This window comes from Stenotrophomonas sp. YJH_SMC_131 (assembly GCF_059367975.1).
In genome coordinates, this window is sequence record NZ_JCAFRJ010000006.1 from 209752 (window position 1) to 229936 (window position 20185).

The following is a 20185-nucleotide window of genomic DNA, read 5'->3' on the forward strand; positions in this document are numbered from 1 at the left end:
GCCTTCTCTTTCCTCGTTGGCCCGCTCGCACGGAGCACGTGCATGAGCCGCGGCCACTGCATCCTGTCGCATGGCTTCGAGAGCGGCCCGGAAGCGACCAAGGTCACCGCGCTGGCCGACGTGGCGCAGCGCCTGGGCTGGACCCATGAGCGCCCGGACTACACCGACCTGGACGCGATGAGCGAGGTCAGCCGGGTAGGCGACGTGCCGACCCGCCTGCGCCGCCTGGTCGAGCGCGCCGCCATCGCGGCCCGGCAAGGGCCGGTGGTGCTGGCCGGCTCCAGCCTGGGCGCCTACATTTCCGCCATCGCCTCGTTGCAGGTACCGGTGGCCGGCCTGTTCCTGATGGTGCCGCCGACCACGATGGGCCCGATGCCGGCGCTGGACGCCGCCGCCGTGCCGACCACCGTGGTCCAGGCCTGGCATGACGACGTGGTGCCAGCAGCGGGAGTGATCGCGTGGGCGCAGGCGCGCTCGGCGCAGCTGCTGCTGGTCGACGACGGCCACCGCCTCGAGCGCCACGTGGAGGCGTCCGCGCAGGCCTTCGAACGCTTGCTGCGGCAACTGTGAAGCCCGGGCGCACGGCGCGCCCGCCCGCATTGACTACAATGGCAGCCCCGCCGCCCCCGGCGCGGGCCTGCCGGCCGTGCCTACGGCCCTCCTTTCCGACCGGCCCGGCCCCTGTGCCGCGCCCGACCACCTGCGAACCGATCCCGTGAAATTCTTCGTCTCCTGCGCCAAGGGCCTGGAATACCTGCTTGCCGATGAACTGTCGGCCCTGGGCCTTGGCAAGGCCACTGCCACCATTGCCGGCGTCAACGCCGAGGGCGAACTGGCGCAGGCGCTGCGGATCGTGATGTGGTCGCGCCTGGCCAGCCGCGTGCTGTGGCCCATCGACGAGTTCGAGTGCCCGGATGAGCAGGCCCTGTATGACGGCGTGCGTGCGCTGCCGTGGCACGAGCACATCACGCCGGAGATGACCCTGGCGGTGGACGCGCACGTGTCCGGCGACAAGATCACCCACGCCCGCTTCGCCGCGCAGCGGATCAAGGACGCCATCGTCGACCGCATGCGCGATGAAGGCCTGGAACGCCCCTCGGTCAACACCGATCTGCCCGACGTGCGCGTCAACCTGTCGCTGCGCAAGGGCCGTGCCTCGTTGTCGATCGATCTCGGCGGCGGCCCGCTGCATCGCCGTGGCTGGCGTGGTGCTGCCCACGAGGCACCGCTGAAGGAAAACCTGGCCGCCGCGCTGCTGCTGCGCGCGCAATGGCCGCGCCTGCACGCTGCCGGTGGTGGCCTGCTGGATCCGATGTGCGGCAGCGGTACCCTGCTGATCGAAGGTGCGCTGATGGCCGCCGACGTCGCTCCCGGCCTGATGCGTCATGGCAGCCTGCCGCCGAGCCGCTGGCTGGGCTTCGACAAGGCCGCCTGGAAGTCCATCCAGAGCGAAGCACGTGAGCGCGAAGCGGCCGGCCTGGCCGCGCTGAAGCCAGTCATCCACGGCAGCGACATCGATCCGACCGCGATCCAGGCGGCACGCGAGAACGCCGAGGTCGCGGGCGTCGCCCACGCGATCCGCTTCACGCGCGCCGACGTGGCCGACCTGGCCGCGCCGGAACAGGAGATCGGTGCGGTGGTCTGCAACCCGCCGTACGACGAACGCCTGGCCGCCGATCCGGCGCTGTACCGCGCGCTGGGCAACGCCCTGCAGAAGGCGGTGCCGCAGTGGCGCGCCAGCCTGCTGTGCGGCAACGACGAACTGGCCTTCGCCACCGGCCTGCGCGCCGGCAAGAAGTACCAGATGTTCAATGGTGCGCTGGAGTGTGCGCTGATCGTCTGCGACCCGATCGCCGTGCCGGGCCGTGATCCGGCACAGCCGCGCGAGCTGAGCGAAGGCGCGCAGATGGTGGCCAACCGCCTGCGCAAGAACCTGAAGAAGTTCAAGAGCTGGCGTGCCCGCGAAGACATCACCTGCTTCCGCGCCTATGACGCCGACCTGCCGGAGTACGCGGCCGCCATCGACGTCTACGAGGAAGACGGCGGCAAGCGCCGTACCTTCCTGCACGTGCAGGAATACGCCGCACCGGCTGCCATTCCCGAGAACGACGTGCGCCGCCGCCGCAACGAGCTGCTGGCCGCTGCGCGCGAAGTGTTCGGCGTGCCGCCCGAGCAGGTCTCGATGAAGTCGCGCGAGCGCGGCAAGGGCGGCAGCAAGTACGGCCGCTTTGAGCAGCGTGACGAATTCATCGTGGTGCGCGAGAACAATGCACTGCTGCAGGTGAATCTGTTCGACTACCTGGACACCGGCCTGTTCCTCGACCACCGCCCGCTGCGCCGGATGATGGCCGAGCAGGTACGTGGCAAGCGCTTCCTCAACCTGTTCTGCTACACCGGCGTGGCCAGCGTGCAGGCGGCGGTGGCCGGTGCCGCCAGCACCACCAGCGTCGATCTGTCGGCGACCTACCTGCAGTGGTGCTACGACAACCTGGCGTTGAACGGGCAGGGCGGCAACCAGCACCTGCTGGTGCAGGCCGACGCGATGGCGTGGCTGGAGGGCGACCGTGGCCAGTACGACGTGATCTTCTGTGACCCGCCGACCTTCTCCAACTCCGCGCGCGCCGATGACTTCGACGTGCAGCGCGAGCAGATCAAGCTGCTGCGTGCAGCCGTGGCGCGGCTGGCGCCGGGCGGCGTGCTGTACTTCTCCAACAATTTCCGCCGCTTCAAGCTGGAAGAGAACGCCATCGCCGAATTCGCCCAGTGCCGCGAGATCACCGCGCGCACCATCGGCCCGGACTTCGAGCGCAACGCGCGCATCCACCGCGCGTGGGAATTGAAGCGGTTGGGGTAACGCGACGCCCGGGGTCGGATCCCCTGCGCGAAGGGCAGGGGCTCTGACCCCATCCGGATCTACGCACCAGGGGTCAGAGCCCTTGCGCTTCGCGAAAGGGATCCGACCCCGGTGGCCCGGCTACAGCACCGCCACCACCAGCCCCAGCACCGGCAGCACGATCGCCAACGCCGCGATCCACTTCGGCCGGTACGGGTACAGCCCGAACGACAGCGCCAGACCGCCCAGTGTCATCGTGCCCAGCCACAGCACCGGGCCCATCGCCCAGCCGTGGTCGATCACGCACAGCGCGAACGCCACCGTCAGCAGGGCCCAGCCCAGCACGCGCCACTGGGTGCGCCGTGCGGGCGTGGCTGCGGCCCTGCCGTGCAGGTCGTGCTGGTGCTTTTCCATCGCCAGCGACAACGCGGTGAACGCGGAGAACGACAGGGCCAGTGCCAGCAGCATCATGCGCTGGCCTCCGCTTCGGCGGTTTCCGCAGCGTCCACCGGGGCCCTGGGTGCTGCTGCGGCGGCGGCGCGCTTCTTCTTCTCGGCCGCGCTCAGCGGTGGCGTCCAGCGCTGCATGCGCCAGCCGCACAGCGCCAGCATCGCACCGAACGCGATCATCGACAGATCGACGCCAGCCAGTACCCAGTCACCGCTGCGCAATGTGATGCCAAGATGCGCGTGCGTGGTCAGCGCGTTGACCACCGGTACCAGCGCGAACGCAGCCGCACCCAGGTACAGCTGCCACGCCCACATCATCCGCTTCGGCCAGATGAAGGCGGCCAGCAGCGCGCCGCCCCAGGCGTAGAAGAACACGTTGGCTTCCGCACTCGCGCGCTCGGCGATGTCCAGCGGCAGCAGGCGGTTGCCCCAGAAGTAGGCCGCAAAGGCGATCGGCAGGCCGGCCACGGTGCCGATGTTCAGCGCATCGACCAGGCGCAGGCCGAAGCCGGTGCGGCCGCTCTTGGCATGCCTGGGCCGTTCCTTCACCGCCCACAGCACCACGCCGCTGGCGACCATCAGGCAGCCGACCAGGCCGGACAGGAAGAACAGTGCACGCAGGCCCCAATCGGCGAAGCGTGCCAGGTGCAGGCCGTACAGCACGCCACGGGTGGCGGTAGCGCCGCCGGATGGAGGCGTTTCTTCCAGCAACGTGCCGTTGACCATGTTGTAGCGAACGGCGGGAGTATCGGTGGACAGGCGCTTGCCGTCGCGTTGGCGGATGTCGATCACCGCATTGGCCGCCCCCGGGTTGGACACGGTGAAGCCGGCCACTTCCACGCCGTGCCAGTGCGCACGTGCGCTGTCCAGCAGCTGCGCGATCGGCAGCGGGGTGGCGCGTGCTTCGGCCGGCGCGGTCACCTCCGGCATGCCGCCGAAGGCTTCGCTGAAGAACTTGTCTTCGTCCTGCGGGTAGGCGACTTTCACCCCCCACGGCAGGTACATGACCATCAGGGTGACGATGCCGGTGTAGGTGATCATCGCGTGGTAGGGCAGCGCCATCACCGCGCTGACGTTGTGGAAATCGAGCCAGGAACGCAGGCCCTTGTCCTTGCGGAACGTGAAGAAGTCCTTGAAGATTTTCTTGTGGGTGATGACGCCGGTGATGATCGCCACCAGCATGAACATCGCGCAGAAGCCGACCAGGTAGCGCGCCCACAGCACCGGGATGTAGTGCAGGTCGAAATGCAGGCGGTAGAAGAAATCACCGCCCCGCGTTTCGCGTGCCTTCAGTGCCTGGCCGGTATTCGGGTCCAGCGTGGCTTCGCCGAAGCCACCGCGACGGCCGCGACTGGGATCGGCCAGCTCCGGTGGCAACCGCCAGAACATCTGCATGGCCGGGTTGCGCGGCTGCGGCAGGGTGACGAACCAGTTCCCGGCCTGCGCCGCATTGGCCTGCAGGTAATCCACGGCGCGCTGCGCGGCGACATCGATGCTGACCTGGCTGGACGGAAGTTCCGGTCGCATCCAGCGGCTGATTTCCTCGCGGTAGTAGCTGGCCGTGCCGGCCATGAAGATCAGCAGCAGCAACCAGCCGACCAGCAGGCCGGTCCAGGTGTGCAGCCAGGCCATCGACTGGCGGAAGCCGTTCTTCATGCCCAGGCCCCCAGCAGGCGCGCAATGGCGGCCATCAGCAGCGCGGGCGCGAGGATGCCCACCCAGGCGCGCAGCGCGCTGCGGGTCGCGAACGCCCACAGCGCTGCGCAGGCGGCCACCAGGATGGCCAGCAGCATGCCGGTCAGCACGGCCTGGCCGCGCGCACCGGGCAGCGCCACCGCGCAGAACACGCTGGTGGCCGAAGCCAGCGCGTAGCCGCCGAAGATCGCGGCCAGCGAGCGTGACAGCACGCCCCAGCGTGGATTGGAGAAGAAGGTGCGGGGGCTGGCGGTTGCGGGCGAGCGGTCCACGGCGTTCCTGCAGGTAGGGGAGGGGATGGAACGCGTCCGCGGCCCCCTTGCGCCCTGCGCATGTCGCCCAGCGTGTCCCATCGACGAAGCACTGCCCGCGCAGGCGGGCAATCCAGAGGTCGGGGATGTACACGGGCGATGGGCGCGTCTTCCGCGCCCGCTTGGCTAAGCGTACAACCGATCAGTAAATGATAGGCATTCGCATTTTATGAATCAAGCATGATGATCCGGGGGCGCACCGAGGCCTAGAACCTGAACACCACTGTCGCCGCATGCAGCAACAGGCCGATCAGCCCACCCACCAGCGTGCCGTTGAAGCGGATGAACTGCAGGTCGCGGCCCACGCTCAGTTCCAGCTGTTCGACCAGATGCCGCTCGTCCCAGCCCTTCACGGTCTGCGCGATATGCGTGGTCACACCCTCGCGCAGGCGGCCGGTCAGGCGTTGCGCACCTTCCAGCAGGTGCTGGTTGAGGGCCTCGCGCAGGGCCGGGTCGGCCTGCAGGCTGGCGCCCAGCGAGGCGAGGCTGCGCTGCAGGTGTCCGACCAGCGCCGAGTCCTCGCGCTGCAGGTCGTCGCGCAGGCTGGCGTGGATGCGCGCCCACAGCCCTTGCACGTAGTCCTGCAGGGCGGGGTGGTCGATCATTTCCCGCTTGAGCTGTTCGATGCGCTCGGCCAGGGCCGGGTCCTCGCGCAGGCGCTGCACGTAGTTCTGCAGCCAGGTCTCGTAGTCCTGGCGCAGCGGATGCTGCGGCTCGGCCAATACCTGCTGCAGTTCTTCCAGCACCGCCCGCGCCAGGCGCTCGGCCAGGCTGTCGCCGATCTCATCGATCGGCTTCACCCAGTTCACCGTGCTCGACAGCGTCGGCCATTCGCGCTGGATGTAGCGCACGATCAACTGCGAGGCGCGTTCCTTCACTTCTGGCTGTTCCAGCCAGCGGCCGAGCCGCTGCAGGCCCTCGTCCAGCACGCGCTGGTGGCGCCCGTCGGCGGTCAGCAGGGCAAGCAGCTCACCGGCGGTGGCGGCGGCATTCCACTGCCGCAGCTGCTGCACCACGAACGCATGCAGCTGCCGGCGCACCGCTGTCTCGTCGAAGAAGTCCAGTGCCTGCAGGGCCCAGCCGCGTGCCATGTCGGCCAGCATCCGCGAGCGCGCCGGGTCGGCCAGCCAACTGCCGAGGCGGCTGGCCGGATCGAACACCTGCAGCTTGGCCAGCAGCACCTGCGGTTCCAGGAACTGGTCACGCACGAACAGGGCGAGGCTGTCGCCGATGCGTTCCTTGCTGCGCGGGATGATCGCAGTGTGCGGAATCGGCAGGCCCATCGGGCGCCGGAACAGCGCGACGACGGCGAACCAGTCGGCCAGTGCGCCCACGGCTGCGGCCTCGCAGAACGCCGAGACCCAGGCCCAGATGCCGCGTTCGCCCTGCCAGTGGCTGACCGCGAATCCGGCCAGCATCAACAGCAGCAGGCCCAGTGCGAGGGCTTTCAGGCGTCGCAGCTGAGCGCGGCGCGGATCGTGGGCAGGCGTCATGCCGGAAGTCTAACCGCAGCCCGGTGACGCCTGCCTGTAGAGCCGAGCCCATGCTCGGCTGCCTTGCGCGTGGCAAAGAGCAGCCGAGCATGGGCTCGGCTCTACAGAAGCGCGTCGAGAGCGCTTACAGCGCTTCCAGTTGCTTGCGCAACGCAGCCAGCTGCGCGCGCAGGGTGTCGTTCTCGCGGGTCAGCGCGACGACGCGGCGGCGCAGTGCCGGGGCATCCTCGCCCAGTTGTTCCAGCGCCGACAGCACCTCGGCGTCGCGGCTGGCGATCTGCTCCTCGTCCGGTTCCTCGAAGTCCATCTCGGCCGCTTCCGGCTTCGGTGCGCGCGGCTTGCGCTTGGACTCGCGCACGCGCTTGGCGGCCTGCTTCAGCTCGTCCTTGCCACCGGCGGCGGCGGCGCGCTGCTCTTCTTCCGGCAGGTCGGCCACGGCGGCGGCGGCGCTGATCGAGATCACGCCGGCCTTGACCGCTTCCACCACCTCGGCGGCGGCCTGGGCGTGGATGCGCTCGATCATGCCGACCTGGCTGGTGCTCAGCTTGGCTTCGCGCGCCAGCTCGGCGCGGCTGATCTTCGGTGCCGGTTCCCACGGCGGACTGTCTTCACCGGTCTCATCGGCGACGTCGGCGGTGCCATCGCTCTCGCGCTGCAGCTGCGCCTGCTCGACCTGCTTGCGGGCGGCCAGGATGTCACGCTTGCGCAGCGCCAGCACGCCGCGCTGGAAGTCGGACACGCTGCGGCGGCCCAGATGCTGTTCGATCATCCACAGGTGCACGTCTTCCATGCTCTGGAAGCGGGTGTTCTGCACGGTATTGAAGGGCAGGCCATGCTTCTGGCAGATGCCGAAACGGTTATGGCCATCGACCAGTACATTCCCCCACAGCACCAGCGCATCGCGGCAGCCTTCGGCCAGGATGCTGCGCTCCAGCGCGTCATGTTCGTCCGCGGTCAGCGGGTCGATGTAGGCCTTGAGTTCTTCTTTGACGACGATATCCATGGGCACGGCAGCGAGCAGGAGCGGAACCGCCCATTGTACCCGCTCGCCACCATCGGCCCGGCTCAGGCGGTGGCCCGGATCATCTCGCCCAGGGTGCCGGTGATCTGGTCGATCTGCGCCTTGTCCACGATCAGCGGCGGCGACAGCGCGATGATGTCGCCGGTGCAGCGCACCAGCAGTCGGCCGTCGTGGAAGCAGCGCCGGTAGACCTCGTAGCCCCGGCTGCCCGGCGCATCGCGGCGAGGCGCCAGCTCAACCGCGCCGACCAGGCCGAAGTTGCGGATGTCGATCACGTTGGGCAGGCCCTGCAGCGCATGCAGTCGTTCCTGCCAGTACTCGCCCAGCTCGATGGCGCGCTCGAACAGACGATCCTCGGCATAGACCTCCAGCGTCGCCAGCGCCGCGGCGCAGGCCAGCGGGTGCCCCGAACAGGTATAGCCATGGAAAAGCTCGATGGCCTGTGGCGGTGCCTGCATCAGGGTTGCATGCACGGCGTCGCTGGCCAGCACGCCACCCAGCGGTACCGCGCCGTTGCTGACCGCCTTGGCGAAGGTCAGCAGGTCCGGGGTGACCCCGAAGCGCTGCGCGGCGAAGGGCATCCCAACCCGGCCGAAACCGGTGATGACCTCGTCGAACACCAGCAGGATGCCGTGCTGGTCGCACAGTTCGCGCAGGCGCTGCAGGTAACCCGGTGCGGGCAGGATCACCCCGGCTGAGCCGGCAATGGGTTCAACGAATACGGCGGCAATCGTCGAGGCATCATGCAGCGCGATCAGCCGTTCCAGGTCATCGGCCAGCTCCGCGCCCTGGCGTGGCAGGCCCCTGCTGAACGCATTGCGCGGCAGGTCCAGGGTGTGGCGCAGGTAGTCGACGCCGCCCAGCTGCAGGCCGAACGGCTTGCGGTTGTTGGGCAGCCCGCCCAGCGCCATGCCGCCGAAACCCACCCCGTGGTAGGCCTTCTCGCGGCTGATGAAGCGGGTGCGCTGGCCCTCGCCGCGCTGGCGGTGGTAGGCCAGCACGATCTTCATCGCGGTATCCACCGCCTCGGAACCGGAGCTGGTGAAGAACACATGGTTGAGCGGGCCCGGCGCCAAGGCGGCCAGCCGCTGCGCCAGCGCGAAGGCCGGCGGCGAGCCCATCTGGAAGGCCGGCGAATAGTCGAGCGTGCGCGCCTGCTCGACGATGGCCTCGACGATGCGCGGCCGTGCATGGCCCGCGTTGCAGCACCAGAGGCCGGCGGTGCCATCGAGGATCTGGCGGCCGTCGACATCCTCGTAGTGCATGCCCTCGGCACGCACCAGCACACGCGGCGCGGCCTTGAACTGGCGGTTGGCGGTGAACGGCATCCAGTACGCCTCCAATGACTCCGGGCGTCGGGTGGCCAGATCGTGCAGGTCGCTCGCGGAACGCTTCATGCCAGCTCCATCGGGTCCGATGGGGGAAATGTAGCGCAGCCACGTCACGGTGGAGTCGCGGCCGCGCCGGTATAACCGGGGGAACTGTTCCGAGGAGCCCGACATGGCCGACTTTCCCGACCGCAGCCACTGGCAGGCGCTGGCCCAGCAGCTTTCGATACCCGGACAGGCCTTTATCGAGGGTCGTTACACCGACGCTGCCAGCGGCGCGCGCTTCGACTGCATCAGCCCGATTGATGGTCGCGTGCTGGGGGTGGTCGCCGACTGCGATGCACAGGACGTGGAGCGCGCAGTGGGCGCGGCGCGGCGTGCCTTCGATGCGGGCCACTGGTCACAGGCCAGCCCGGCCCATCGCAAGCGCGTGCTGCTGGCGTTGGCGGCGTTGGTGGAAAAACACGCGGACGAGCTGGCCCTGCTGGAAACCCTGGACATGGGCAAGCCGGTGCGTGATGCGCGTCGTATCGACCTGCCCGGCGCGGTGCGCTGCCTGCGCTGGACGGCCGAAGCGGTGGACAAGCTGTACGGTGAGGTCGCGCCCACCGGCCCGCATGAGCTGGGCCTGGTCACGCGCGAGCCCGCCGGCGTGGTGGCGGCGATCGTGCCGTGGAATTTCCCGTTGCTGATGGCGTGCTGGAAGATCGCGCCTGCATTGGCCATGGGCAACTCGGTGGTGCTCAAGCCTTCCGAGCGCTCGCCCCTGAGTGCGTTGCGGCTGGCGGCGCTGGCCGCCGAAGCGGGCCTGCCGGAGGGCGTGCTGAACGTGCTGCCGGGCCACGGTGCGCGCGTCGGTGAGCCGTTGGCCCTGCACATGGATGTGGACGTGCTGGCGTTCACCGGCTCCACGGCCACCGGCGCGCGGCTGCTGCAGTATTCAGGGCGGTCCAACCTCAAGCGGGTCTGGCTGGAGTGTGGTGGCAAGAGCCCGCACGTGGTGTTTGCCGATGCCCCCGATCTGGATGCCGCTGCGAAGGCGGTGGCACGGGGCATCTTCTTCAACCAGGGCGAGGTCTGTACTGCCGGGTCACGGCTGCTGGTGCAGCGCTCGATCCGCGAGGATTTCGTGCACCAGGTGGTTGCCTACGGCCAGCACATGCAGCCGCGCCACCCGCTTGACGCCGACGCACCGATGGGCGCGCTGGTGGATGCCGCGCATCTGGACAAGGTGATGGGGGATATCGTGCGTGCCGAAAGCGAGGGCGCCCGCCTGCTGCTGGGCGGTCATCGCGCCGATGTCGAGGCGGGCGGTTGTTATGTGCAGCCCACGGTGTTCGATCAGGTGAGCCCCGACCAGGCATTGGCGCGCGAGGAAGTATTCGGGCCGGTGCTGGCGGTGCTCGGCTTTGACGACGAAGCCGAAGCGGTGCGCCTGGCCAATGACAGCCGCTACGGCCTCGCCGCCGGCCTGTGGACGCGCGATCTGGGCCGCGCCCACCGCGTCGCACGCCAGCTGCGCGCCGGCAGCGTCTGGGTGAACGGCTGGGATGGCGGTGACATGACCGCCCCGTTCGGTGGCTACAAGCAGTCCGGCAATGGGCGCGACAAATCGCTGCATGCGTTCGACAAGTACAGCGAGATCAAGGCCACCTGGATCCAGCTGTAACAGCGTCGGGGCTTGCGCCCACATGTAGAGCCGAGCCGATGCTCGGCTGCATTTCGTGGAATGTGGTCGAGCAGGGGCGAGAACCTGCAGAACAATGGCGCCTGCCACCCTCGTTGGCATCGGTGTCGGCTGAAACCATCGTCCCGTGCGGCCACCGGCCCGTGGCAGAATCGGGCGATCCGCCGTTACCCGTGTTGCCGATGTCGACGATCACCGCTGCCGCACCGCCCGTGAACTCTCCCCGCCGCGTCCTGTTGGCCAGCCTGATCGGCACCACCATCGAATTCTTCGATTTCTACATCTACGCCACGGCCGCAGTGCTGGTGTTCCCGCACCTGTTCTTCCCGGACAGCAGCGAACAGGCGGCGCTGTTGCAGTCACTGGCGACCTTCGCGGTGGCGTTCATTGCACGGCCGGTCGGCTCGGCGGTGTTCGGCCATTTCGGCGACCGCATCGGCCGCAAGGCCACCCTGGTCGCCGCGTTGCTGACCATGGGCCTGTCCACGGTGCTGATCGGTCTGCTGCCGACCCACGCGCAGATTGGCCTGTGGGCGCCCGCGCTGCTGGCGCTGTGCCGCTTCGGCCAGGGCCTGGGGCTGGGCGGCGAGTGGGGTGGGGCGGTGCTGCTGGCCACCGAGAACGCGCCGCCGGGCAAGCGCGCCTGGTACGGCATGTTCCCGCAGCTGGGCGCGCCGATCGGTTTCCTGTTGTCGGCGGGCATTTTCCTGGCGCTCGGCCGCTGCCTGAGCCAGGACGACTTCCTGCAGTGGGGCTGGCGTATTCCGTTCGTGGCCAGCGCGCTGCTGGTCGGCCTGGGCCTGTGGGTGCGCCTGAACATCCATGAGACGCCCGACTTCAAGCAGGCACTGGAGCGCAAGGCGCCGGTGCGGCTGCCGATGTGGACGGTGCTGCGTGACCATCCGGTGGCGATGCTGCTGGGCACGCTGGGGGCGTTCGCCACCTTCGTGCTGTTCTACCTGATGACCGTGTTCAGCCTCGGCCATGGCACCGCCGTGCTGGGCTACAGCCGCGAGCAGTTCCTGCTGATGCAGATGGCCGGCATGCTGTTCTTCGCGCTGGGCATCCCGTTGTCGGCGCGCTATGGCGACCGCTGGGGCACGCGTCGCACGATGATCGTGGCCAGCGTGCTGATCATCGGCTTCGGCGTGCTGTTCGCTCCGCTGTTCCAGCCGCACAGTCCCTGGCTGGTCACGGCGTTCCTGTGCCTGGGCCTGTTCCTGATGGGGCTGACCTACGGCCCCTGCGGCACCTTCCTGGCCGAGATCTACCCGGTGGAAGTGCGCTACACCGGCGCCTCGCTGTCATTCAACCTGGCCGGCATTCTGGGTGCGGCGCCGGCGCCGTACCTGGCCACCTGGCTGGCGGAACGCTTCGGCCTGGTCGCGGTCGGCTACTACCTGTGCCTGACTGCGGCAGCGACCCTGTGCGCGCTGGTGGCCCTGCACCGGCGCGCGCTGCGGCTCAGCCAAAGAAGCGCTTGAGCGTGCGCCCCAGCCAACCGCCGCCCTGGTGTTCGCGGGCGAACTGGTTCAAGTGCGCCTTGACCTGTTCGGCGTAGGCCTGGTCATCGCCGCGGATGTGGTTGAACAACCAGCGCGAGAGCATGGTGCGCAGTTCATCGCTGATGTCCTCGCCGGCCTGGAAGCGCATGCGGTACTCCGATACCCGCTTGATGAAGACTTCATGCACGCGCTTGTGCGCGGCACAGAACGGATAGCCCGCTTCCTCCATCAGTTCTTCCTCGAACGCGAAGTGCGACATGGTGTAGTCCACCACTTCGTCGATCACCTCGCCCACTGCCGCACGCTGCATGCTGGCCTGGGCCACGTGCAAATGGTTGAGCATCTCGATGATGCGGCGGTGTTGTTGGTCGATCACATCGATGCCGATGTTCAGATCGTCCTGCCAGACCAGTAGTGCCATCCCCGGCTCCCCTTCATGCGTATGTCGGGGCTGACTGTAGAGCTGCCGCGCTGGCGCGGCGTTGATCTGGATCAAGGCTGCCCGGTCAGGTCAGCGCGGGCTCGCGCGGGCGCAGCGGGCTGGCCACCGTGGTGCAGCTGACCCGGTTGCGGCCGCCGGCCTTGGCCAGGTACAGCTGGCGGTCGGCTTCGGAGATCAGCCGATGCAGTGCATCGCGCTGCGGGCGCAGGCAGCACAGGCCGATGCTCACCGTCATGCGCAGGCTGGCGGTGCCGATGTCCACTTCCAGCGCGGCGATGCGCTGGCGCAGTTCCTCGAAGTACAGCAGGGCCTCGTCCTGCTCCATGTCCGGCACCAGCAGGCAGAACTCCTCGCCGCCGAAGCGGGCGGTCAGGTCGTGGCTGCGGGCATGCGCGGCCACCGCACCGGCCACCGCGCGCAGCGCGTCATCGCCGGCTTCGTGACCGTAGGTGTCGTTGATGTGCTTGAAGTGGTCGATGTCGATCATTGCCACCGCCACGCACTGGCCATGCAGCTGCAGTTGCGGCAGCTGGCGCTGGCTCTGTTCCAGGAAGCAGCGACGGTTGGGCAGGCCGGTGAGGAAGTCGCGGGTGGCCAGGTCCTGCAGCGTGCCGATCAGCTCCAGCTGATCCACGTTCTGCGAGACCCGGCAGAAGAACTCCTCGCGCGAGAACGGCTTGCGCAGGAAGTCGTTGGCGCCGTTCTTCAGGAAGCGCGGGATCAGCGAAGCGTCGGTGTTACCGGAAATGCCGATCACCGCCACCTTGTCGCGCGAGCGCAGGGTGCGCAGGCGGCGGGTGAACTCCACGCCCTGCATGCCGGGCATTTCCTGGTCGACCACGGCCAGGCGGATCGCAGGATGCGCGTCGATCGCGGCCAGGCCCTCGTTGCCGTCAGCGGCCTCGTGCACCTCGTGGCCGTACATGCGCAGCAGGGCGGCGGCATAGCCGCGCGCGGACGGCGAGTCGTCCACCACCAGTGCCGCAATGCGCCGGTTGCGCTCCAGGCGCTGCACCAGCCACACCAGGTAGTCGATGCTGCCCGGCGTGTTCTTCAGCACGTAGTCGATGATCTGCTGCTGCAGTACGCGCTTGCGCAGATCCTCGTCGTAGACGCTGCTGACCACCACGGTGGGCAGGCCGCGCCTGAGGAAGAACTCGACCACCGCGTCGCGGTCGCCGTCGGCCAGCACCAGCCCGGTCAGTACCAGGAACCAGCCCCCATCCTCGCTCAGCAGGCGATCGGCCTCGGCCAGGGTGGAAGCGATCACCACCGGCAGTTCCAGGCGCTGCTCGATGGCCTCGCGCAGCATGCCGGTGAACGCACGGGAGTTTTCGACCAGCAGGATCCGCTGCGGCAGCGGATCGGCCAGGTCGCCATCGACGGCGGCCTGCGGCAGGACGGGCATGATGCGGTGGCTCACGAGGGAGGGACTCGGCACGGATAGCGGCGGTTTCGGGTGCAACTTTAGCCGGAGCAGCGTGCCCTGCGCGTCGTTCACCGATCAGGCAGGCGATGCGAATGCCGCCGCTGTACCCGCAAGCGATTCGTGCAGGACGAGCCGGAGCCGGTTGCCACGGCAATGCACCGTGCCGCCGTAGGCCATTATCCGGCCGGCCAGACGCTCGATGGCCTGCTGAACGGTCCGGTTCGACAGCGTGCGACCGCGGTCAAGCAGGCCAACGACCACCACGATGCCGCGCCGGTCGCCCGCCTGGCCGCTCCGGGCGCGCACGCTGACCTGTCCCGACTCCAGTTCCAGCAGCAGCGACACCGCCTCGATCAGCGAGCGATAGATGGCGAGCTGCAGGTCGACAGTCAGCAGGCAGGGGTTGCCCTCCAGCCGGGGCGGAATCACGCGATGGGAGTTGTCCCAGCTTTCGCATGCGCCGCTAACCCGCAGCGCGATATACAGCCCAACCTGCTCCAGCCCCGTGGGGTAGACCAGACTGGCCTGTTCACGGAACAGCCGCGAGTGCACGGATGAGGCGTGCTGCAGGCTGTTGGCCACCGCATGATGCCCCTGCGCCTTCAGCCAGCTGACCATCTCGCCGAGCGAGCTGTCCATGCCTTCGCCGAGTTGCTTGAGATGGGAGGCGCGCTCGCGAAGCTCACGCTCACGGGTCTGGTGCGAACTACGTGCCAGGCGCAACGTGGTTTCCTCTGCCAGTCCACGGCACCGTGCACGCTCATGGTGATAGCTGATGCTGGACCCCAGGGCGAGCAGTGCGACACTCATCACGGCCATGTTCTGCTGGGTGGCGAAGGTGCCCAGGTCGAACGAGGACGGTAGGCCGGTGCTGGGTGTGGCGAAATGGAGTGGAAGGTTCAACAGCGGAATCGCGATGGCAGCGCCACGCCACCCATGCATGAAGGTCAGGGCGATCGCTGGGAGGGAGGACAGCAGTACCAGGTGGGTGCGTGTGGTGTGGGCGCTGATGGCCGTAAGCTGCATGCACAGGCCCAGGACCAGCATCACCAGGATGGCCGTGACCGTAGGCGCAGCAAAGCGGCGCGTCCAATTGGGGGCCGCGTGTCGTCGCGACCAGAGGAATGCCAACGGCACGAGGGTGATGATGGCGGCGAAGTGGCCAAAGATCGTGCGATCAACTGCGCTAAGCAGGTTGCTCGGCGGTGGGTTCGACCACAGAGCAAATGAAATGCCCATATTGAGAGCCGGGACGAACAACGCCGTGCAGAAGGTCAACGACAGCAACCAGAGGCCGGTGGCGGACTCCGATGGCATTCTCATGCGATGCAGGTAGACCACCAGCATCGCCACCGGCATCAGCAGCGTCGAGGCCAGGATGACCCAGGCCAGGCCGTAGCTGTCGATCATGGGAATGCGCAAGGTTGCGAAGTACGCGTACTCGCCAAGCAGCAGGTAGGGCCACAGGCGGGTCGGGACGATCAGTAGTGCCGCTGCCCGGATGCCCGCGGGCAGGAAGAACTGATCCAGCGAGAACTGACGCGAGGCAAGGCAGCCCAGGGCGTAGACGGCCGCGAGTGCGATTCCGACGGGTCGGATCCGGAAGCTCAGTTCAACTGCTTCTTTGAATCGGTCCAAGCCCGCGCCTCTCGTCTCCCGGCCAATGATGACTGACCACTTCCGCAGACACTATCGACAGTTGGAGATGGGTGCAATCGAGGTGTCTGGCCTCCCTTTGCGCTGCAATCGGCGGCTTCCCATGCTTCGAGGCCCTACATGCCCGGCAGTGCGGCGGCATAGCCACCAGAGGACGGTGAATCATCCACAATCAGTGCGCCCATGTGTCGATCGCGTTTCAGCCGTTGCACCCGCCACGTTCGGCGGTTGATGCTGTCCGCTGTGTTCGCCGTCACACAATCGACGACATCCTGCTGTTGCACGCGCCTGTCCAGGTCCTTGTCGCAGATGCCGCTGACCCGCACCGTGCGCGGGTTTCGCCGCGGGTATTGGCGATTTCGGAGGCAGATTCGGCGTGGCATGGGTTTGCATCGATCCAGTGGATTATCTCCGACAGGCACTGCGGAGTCCGCCCGGTATATGCTGATGCGATTGGCGGTAGCATCCTTCTTGATCCGTATTGCATCCAACCTGGAGGTCAGTGTGAGAAGTTTCCGAATTCATGCATTTGCTGGTGCATTGATGTTGGTGCCGGTATCCGTTTTTGCTTTTGCCCCGAGTGACGACCATGGAATCAAGTTGGCCGGCCAAGGACTCGGCCAGTCGATTCCGCAGGCACAAGACCTCAGCGTGGATCCCGGCTGGTTGGTCTATGGGTTCGAGCGCGATGGCATGGATTATTTCCAGGTAAACGATCTCGCAGGGCACGTGCACATCGTGATCGGCAATGCTGCCGGCACGTTCTGGGTGCTGCCGGCAGGTGACCCGTCTGCGAAGGTGTCGTTGCCGGAGCAGCGCCTGCCTGTTCCCGCCAAGGCCACCAGAACGGTTGTCTATCGGGCCCCCGCATTCACGCTGGTCAGATATGCAAGCGGAGCTGATGTGTTGTGGGCAGTAGAGGCACCCTGATACTGACAGTTGCCGGGATATCGGCCAGCTTCAGTATCAGACTGCATGGGCACCCGGTGTTCGCCGGGTGCCCATGACGCCCTGGGCCAGGGGGACGAGCGGGACGTTATGCGATTCTGCTGTGTTGGTTCGATCCGGTCGCTTGACTGTGAAATGCACTACTGCAGCGCAGAGGGTGCGGGGCAGCCGTACCGCGATGGAGTACTGGCTACTGCCTCCAGTCTGGTTTCGCGGTCGAGGAACAGAATCCTGACCCGGTTGCGATAGCAGTCAACGGTCCCGTCATAGGGGAGGGTTCGCCCGGTCAGTCGCTCGAACGCTGCCATCGTTGTCTGCTTGGAAAGGCGTCTGCGCTGTTCCAGCAGTGACACGACCATGAGGATTCCGCGCCTGGAGCCCATTCTGCCGCACCTTGCACGAATGCGAATCTGACCACCTTCATGCTTGAGAAGAATGGAGACCGCGTCAATCAGTGTCCGGTAAGCGGCCAATTGCAGTTCCACGCTCAGGTTGCAGGGGTCGCCTTTCAGATCCGGGCGGAGAACGCGCTCCGTCAGCTTCCACGACTCACGGATGCCACCCGCCTGCAGGGCCACGTAAAGCCCAAGATGCTCCAGGCCCGAGGGATAGACCATGCTTGTCTGTTCGCGAAAGAGCCGCGAATGTACATTCGAGGTATGCAGAAGGCTGTTGGCCACTGCGTGATGTCCCTGGGCCTTGAGCCATTCGGCCAGCTCAACCAGCGACGTATCAATGCCGTCGCCGAGCTTGCGAAGGTGCAGGGCACGTTCACGCAGCTCCATCTCGCTGGCCAATTGCGAGCTCCTCGCCAGATGGATGGCGTCCCTTTCCCCCATCTCGCGCAGCCTGTAACGGTGGTAGAAGTGGGTGATGCGTGATCCGAGCAGCAGCAATACGATGCCGCTGATCGCCATGATCTGCTGGGTGATGAAGGCCGCTGGATCGAATGCGGTGGGATGGGTGTTGGGCGTGGTCAGGCCGATGACCATGTTGAGCACCGGCACTGCAAGGGCAGCCCCCTTCCAGCCATACAGGCAGGTAAGCGCGGCCGCGGGGAGTGCCAACAGCAGCAGGAACGTTGCCTTCAATGCAATCCAGTCTGCGGGCAGTTGAGTCGCTGCTATCCCGATCAGCAGCATCGATGAAAGTGCTGCCAGCATCGGGGTCTTTCGTCGAGCGTTCCACTCCTGCCCCACGTCCTGTCGCGCCCACAGCATGGCGATGGGGGCCACCGTCAGAATGCCGATGAAATCACCCACGCTGAAGCGCGCGGCATTGGTCAGGAAGGGTGTGGAAGGAGGTGTTGGCCAGAGCAGATGGGAAAAACTGAGGTTGAGCAGAGTAATAACGACGCTGGAAGCGGCGGCAATCAACAAGAGGCCGATCGTCTGCGACTCCGCCATCAGTCGCCGTTGCAGCTTCACAATCAGCATCACCGCTGGCATGAGGAATGCGGAGGCAACAATGACCCATGTCAGGCCGTACTTCTCGATCATCGGCACGCGGGACTGTGCAAAGTACGCATATTCGCCCAGCAGCAGGTAGGGCCACAGGCGCGGCGGGCACAACAGCACGGCTGCCACCCGGATGCCGGCTGGCAAATAGAACTGATCCAGCGACAGCTGTCGGGTTGCCCAATAGGCAACTGCATAAAGCAAGGCAATCATCAGGCCAGCCGGACGAATGCGCACCTTCAGCAACAATCCTTCTTTCCACCAGTCCAATCGCACGTCCCCCTCTCCTACGTGTCCCCTGTCAGCATCCATTCGCCGCGGGGCCCGGTTTCTCAGGACGGTATCGGTCTGCGAACGATTATGCAATTGCATAGCTGCGTATTTAGGAAATTGTCCAGCCATCCATCACAGATGTCGCGTGAAAATCTGTGACGTGTGCAGCACGATCAGCGCTGCGGTACGTTTGTCAGAACGTTCAATACAGGTGGAGATGCAGAATCTTCACCACAACGCATCCCGCAGCTTGTACCAGGACATCGCCGCCACCAGCAGCGGCGTGCGCAGCAGCCGGCCGCCGGGGAAGGGCGCATGCCGAAGGCGCTGGAACACGTCCAGGCGCTCGCTCTGGCCGGCAATGGCGGCGGCGATCACCTCGCCGGCCAGCCCGGCGGCGGCCACCCCATGGCCGGAGAAGCCCTGCGCGAAGTACAGGTCGCCGTCCAGCCGGCCCCAATGCGGGGCGCGGTTGCGGGTGATGTCGACGTAGCCGCCCCATACCTGGTCCAGTGCCACGTCGGCCAGCTGCGGGAACACCTGGTGCATGCGCCGTTGCATCACCCCACGCAGGCCGGGTGGGGGCAGCGCCGAGTAGCTGGCGCGCCCCCCGAACAGCAGGCGGTGGTCGTGGCTGAGGCGGAAATAGTCCAATGCCCAGGCGGTGTCGGCCACGGCCATGTCGTTGCCGATCAGGGCGCGGGCGCGCTCGGCCCCCAGCGGCGCGCTGGCGCCGATATAGGTGCCGACCGGCATGATCCGCCGTTCCAGCTCGGGCAGCAGGCCCTGCAGCCAGGCATTTCCGGCCACCACCAGATGCGCGGCGCGTACGCTGCCCTGCGCGGTGTGCAGGGTCGGCTGCGGTCCGCGCTGCACGCGGGTTACCGCCGAATGCTCGTGGATCACCACGCCGGCCGCGCGCGCCGCATCGGCCAGACCGCGCGCATAGGCCAGCGGGTGCAGGTGCGCGCTGAGCGGATCGAACATCGCGGCACGATAGCGCGGGCTGTCCAGCTGCGCGCGCAGGGCGTCACGGTCCCACCACTGCATGGGGTAGTCGTAATGGCGTTGCAGGTGCTCGCAGTTGGCCCGCAGCTCGCGCTCATGGCGTTCGCGGATGGCGACGCTGGCGTGGCCTTCCACCCAATGGCAGTCAATGCCGTGGCGATTGATGCGGGCGCGCATCGCCTGCACCGCGTCGCGCGACCAGTCGAACAGGTGGCGCGCATCATCACGACCGAGCTGACGCTCCAGCTCATCCACCTCGCAGCCGTAGCCGACCAGCGCCTGGCCACCATTGCGGCCGGACGCGCCCCAGCCGATCCGCTGCGCTTCCAGCACTACCACGCGCCGGCCACGCGCGGCCAGTTCCAGGGCTGCGGTCAGGCCGGTATAGCCGGCGCCCAGCACCGCAACGTCGGCCTGCACATTACCCTGCAGCGGGGGCAGTGCGGGCGGTTCGGGCAGGCTGGCGGCGTACCAGCTGGGCGGGAACGCGGCGCTCACTGCAGGCCTCGCGGGTGCAGGGCGGGAGGGCGGAGCGGGGCAGGTCGATCGGCGTTCACCCCGGTAGTTTCGCCGATGCGTGACGGCTGTGGTGTGACGGCACCGACTTGCCGGCTTCGCCGGGCGACGGGTAACGTGTCGGCACGCCAAGG

At 67.2% G+C, this 20185-nt stretch carries 16 protein-coding genes; 5 read left to right on the forward strand and 11 right to left on the reverse strand.

The genetic code is table 11. The features are described from left to right. Nucleotides 1-42 precede the first annotated feature (42 nt). Together AC5P56_RS14330 and rlmKL are read left to right on the forward strand one after the other, a co-directional pair. Nucleotides 43-570 (forward strand): alpha/beta hydrolase, encoded by a 528-nt coding sequence (locus AC5P56_RS14330; protein ID WP_032961606.1) that lies wholly within the window; start codon nucleotides 43-45, stop codon nucleotides 568-570. A gap of 145 nt (nucleotides 571-715) precedes the next feature. Then, a complete protein-coding gene (rlmKL, locus tag AC5P56_RS14335; RefSeq protein WP_049405921.1) occupies nucleotides 716-2854 on the forward strand; it encodes a bifunctional 23S rRNA (guanine(2069)-N(7))-methyltransferase RlmK/23S rRNA (guanine(2445)-N(2))-methyltransferase RlmL in 2139 nt (712 codons plus the stop codon). 120 nt (nucleotides 2855-2974) lie between these two features. On the opposite strand, the gene AC5P56_RS14340 is transcribed toward rlmKL, so the two are convergent. The 6 genes from AC5P56_RS14340 to aptA form a co-directional block, all read right to left on the reverse strand. After that, nucleotides 2975-3304: a DUF3325 domain-containing protein gene (locus AC5P56_RS14340; protein WP_032961601.1), complete on the reverse strand. Its 330-nt coding sequence runs from the start codon at nucleotides 3302-3304 to the stop codon at nucleotides 2975-2977. Then, nucleotides 3301-4938: a PepSY-associated TM helix domain-containing protein gene (locus AC5P56_RS14345; protein WP_134808666.1), complete on the reverse strand. Its 1638-nt coding sequence runs from the start codon at nucleotides 4936-4938 to the stop codon at nucleotides 3301-3303. Before AC5P56_RS14345 ends, AC5P56_RS14340 begins: the two co-directional genes overlap by 4 nt. Further along, nucleotides 4935-5249 (reverse strand): DUF3649 domain-containing protein, encoded by a 315-nt coding sequence (locus AC5P56_RS14350; protein ID WP_046429774.1) that lies wholly within the window; start codon nucleotides 5247-5249, stop codon nucleotides 4935-4937. The genes AC5P56_RS14345 and AC5P56_RS14350 overlap by 4 nt, the downstream gene beginning before the upstream one ends. 245 nt (nucleotides 5250-5494) lie before the next feature. Further along, entirely contained in the window at nucleotides 5495-6781 is a 1287-nt protein-coding gene (locus AC5P56_RS14355) for a DUF445 domain-containing protein (protein ID WP_046429775.1), read from the reverse strand. Between the two features lie 124 nt (nucleotides 6782-6905). Continuing rightward, the gene (locus AC5P56_RS14360) at nucleotides 6906-7784 is read right to left on the reverse strand and encodes a ParB N-terminal domain-containing protein (RefSeq protein ID WP_014646555.1); all 879 of its coding nucleotides are present in this window, start codon (nucleotides 7782-7784) and stop codon (nucleotides 6906-6908) included. 62 nt (nucleotides 7785-7846) lie between these two features. Next, nucleotides 7847-9199, reverse strand: coding sequence for an omega-aminotransferase AptA (aptA, locus tag AC5P56_RS14365; RefSeq protein ID WP_288494539.1), 1353 nt, complete (start codon nucleotides 9197-9199; stop codon nucleotides 7847-7849). Between the two features lie 103 nt (nucleotides 9200-9302). On the opposite strand from aptA, the gene AC5P56_RS14370 reads away from it, so the two are divergent. Continuing rightward, entirely contained in the window at nucleotides 9303-10799 is a 1497-nt protein-coding gene (locus tag AC5P56_RS14370; protein ID WP_032961594.1) for an aldehyde dehydrogenase, read from the forward strand. 200 nt (nucleotides 10800-10999) lie between these two features. Continuing rightward, nucleotides 11000-12301 (forward strand): MFS transporter, encoded by a 1302-nt coding sequence (locus tag AC5P56_RS14375; protein ID WP_032961593.1) that lies wholly within the window; start codon nucleotides 11000-11002, stop codon nucleotides 12299-12301. Here the strand turns inward: AC5P56_RS14375 and AC5P56_RS14380 are convergent. From AC5P56_RS14380 to AC5P56_RS14390, 3 genes are all read right to left on the reverse strand, one after another. Then, nucleotides 12282-12743, reverse strand: coding sequence for a bacteriohemerythrin (locus tag AC5P56_RS14380; protein ID WP_004151683.1), 462 nt, complete (start codon nucleotides 12741-12743; stop codon nucleotides 12282-12284). The two genes, AC5P56_RS14375 and AC5P56_RS14380, sit on opposite strands and share 20 nt — an antisense overlap. Before the next feature lie 85 nt (nucleotides 12744-12828). Further along, nucleotides 12829-14172, reverse strand: coding sequence for a diguanylate cyclase (locus AC5P56_RS14385; protein WP_041863220.1), 1344 nt, complete (start codon nucleotides 14170-14172; stop codon nucleotides 12829-12831). Between the two features lie 96 nt (nucleotides 14173-14268). Next, the gene (locus AC5P56_RS14390; protein WP_495231758.1) at nucleotides 14269-15831 is read right to left on the reverse strand and encodes an MASE1 domain-containing protein; all 1563 of its coding nucleotides are present in this window, start codon (nucleotides 15829-15831) and stop codon (nucleotides 14269-14271) included. A 459-nt stretch (nucleotides 15832-16290) separates the two neighbouring features. Between AC5P56_RS14390 and AC5P56_RS14395 the strand changes: the two genes are divergently transcribed. Next, entirely contained in the window at nucleotides 16291-16779 is a 489-nt protein-coding gene (locus AC5P56_RS14395; RefSeq protein WP_049405537.1) for a hypothetical protein, read from the forward strand. 158 nt (nucleotides 16780-16937) lie between these two features. On the opposite strand, the gene AC5P56_RS14400 is transcribed toward AC5P56_RS14395, so the two are convergent. Together AC5P56_RS14400 and AC5P56_RS14405 are read right to left on the reverse strand one after the other, a co-directional pair. Further along, entirely contained in the window at nucleotides 16938-18530 is a 1593-nt protein-coding gene (locus AC5P56_RS14400; protein ID WP_049405548.1) for an MASE1 domain-containing protein, read from the reverse strand. Nucleotides 18531-18755: 225 nt separating this feature from the next. Further along, a complete protein-coding gene (locus AC5P56_RS14405) occupies nucleotides 18756-20033 on the reverse strand; it encodes an NAD(P)/FAD-dependent oxidoreductase (protein WP_495231759.1) in 1278 nt (425 codons plus the stop codon). Nucleotides 20034-20185: the final 152 nt, after the last annotated feature.

What these genes read in the sequence shown, in the direction of transcription:
- AC5P56_RS14375 (WP_032961593.1), top strand. Translation starts at nt 11,000, where the DNA reads ATGTCGACGATCACCGCTGCCGCACCGCCCGTGAACTCTCCCCGCCGC.
- AC5P56_RS14340 (WP_032961601.1), bottom strand. Translation starts at nt 3,304, where the DNA reads ATGATGCTGCTGGCACTGGCCCTGTCGTTCTCCGCGTTCACCGCGTTG.
- AC5P56_RS14360 (WP_014646555.1), bottom strand. Translation starts at nt 7,784, where the DNA reads ATGGATATCGTCGTCAAAGAAGAACTCAAGGCCTACATCGACCCGCTG.
- AC5P56_RS14380 (WP_004151683.1), bottom strand. Translation starts at nt 12,743, where the DNA reads ATGGCACTACTGGTCTGGCAGGACGATCTGAACATCGGCATCGATGTG.
- AC5P56_RS14385 (WP_041863220.1), bottom strand. Translation starts at nt 14,172, where the DNA reads ATGCCCGTCCTGCCGCAGGCCGCCGTCGATGGCGACCTGGCCGATCCG.
- AC5P56_RS14355 (WP_046429775.1), bottom strand. Translation starts at nt 6,781, where the DNA reads ATGACGCCTGCCCACGATCCGCGCCGCGCTCAGCTGCGACGCCTGAAA.
- AC5P56_RS14330 (WP_032961606.1), top strand. Translation starts at nt 43, where the DNA reads ATGAGCCGCGGCCACTGCATCCTGTCGCATGGCTTCGAGAGCGGCCCG.
- aptA (WP_288494539.1), bottom strand. Translation starts at nt 9,199, where the DNA reads ATGAAGCGTTCCGCGAGCGACCTGCACGATCTGGCCACCCGACGCCCG.
- AC5P56_RS14345 (WP_134808666.1), bottom strand. Translation starts at nt 4,938, where the DNA reads ATGAAGAACGGCTTCCGCCAGTCGATGGCCTGGCTGCACACCTGGACC.
- AC5P56_RS14370 (WP_032961594.1), top strand. Translation starts at nt 9,303, where the DNA reads ATGGCCGACTTTCCCGACCGCAGCCACTGGCAGGCGCTGGCCCAGCAG.
- AC5P56_RS14395 (WP_049405537.1), top strand. Translation starts at nt 16,291, where the DNA reads ATGCTGATGCGATTGGCGGTAGCATCCTTCTTGATCCGTATTGCATCC.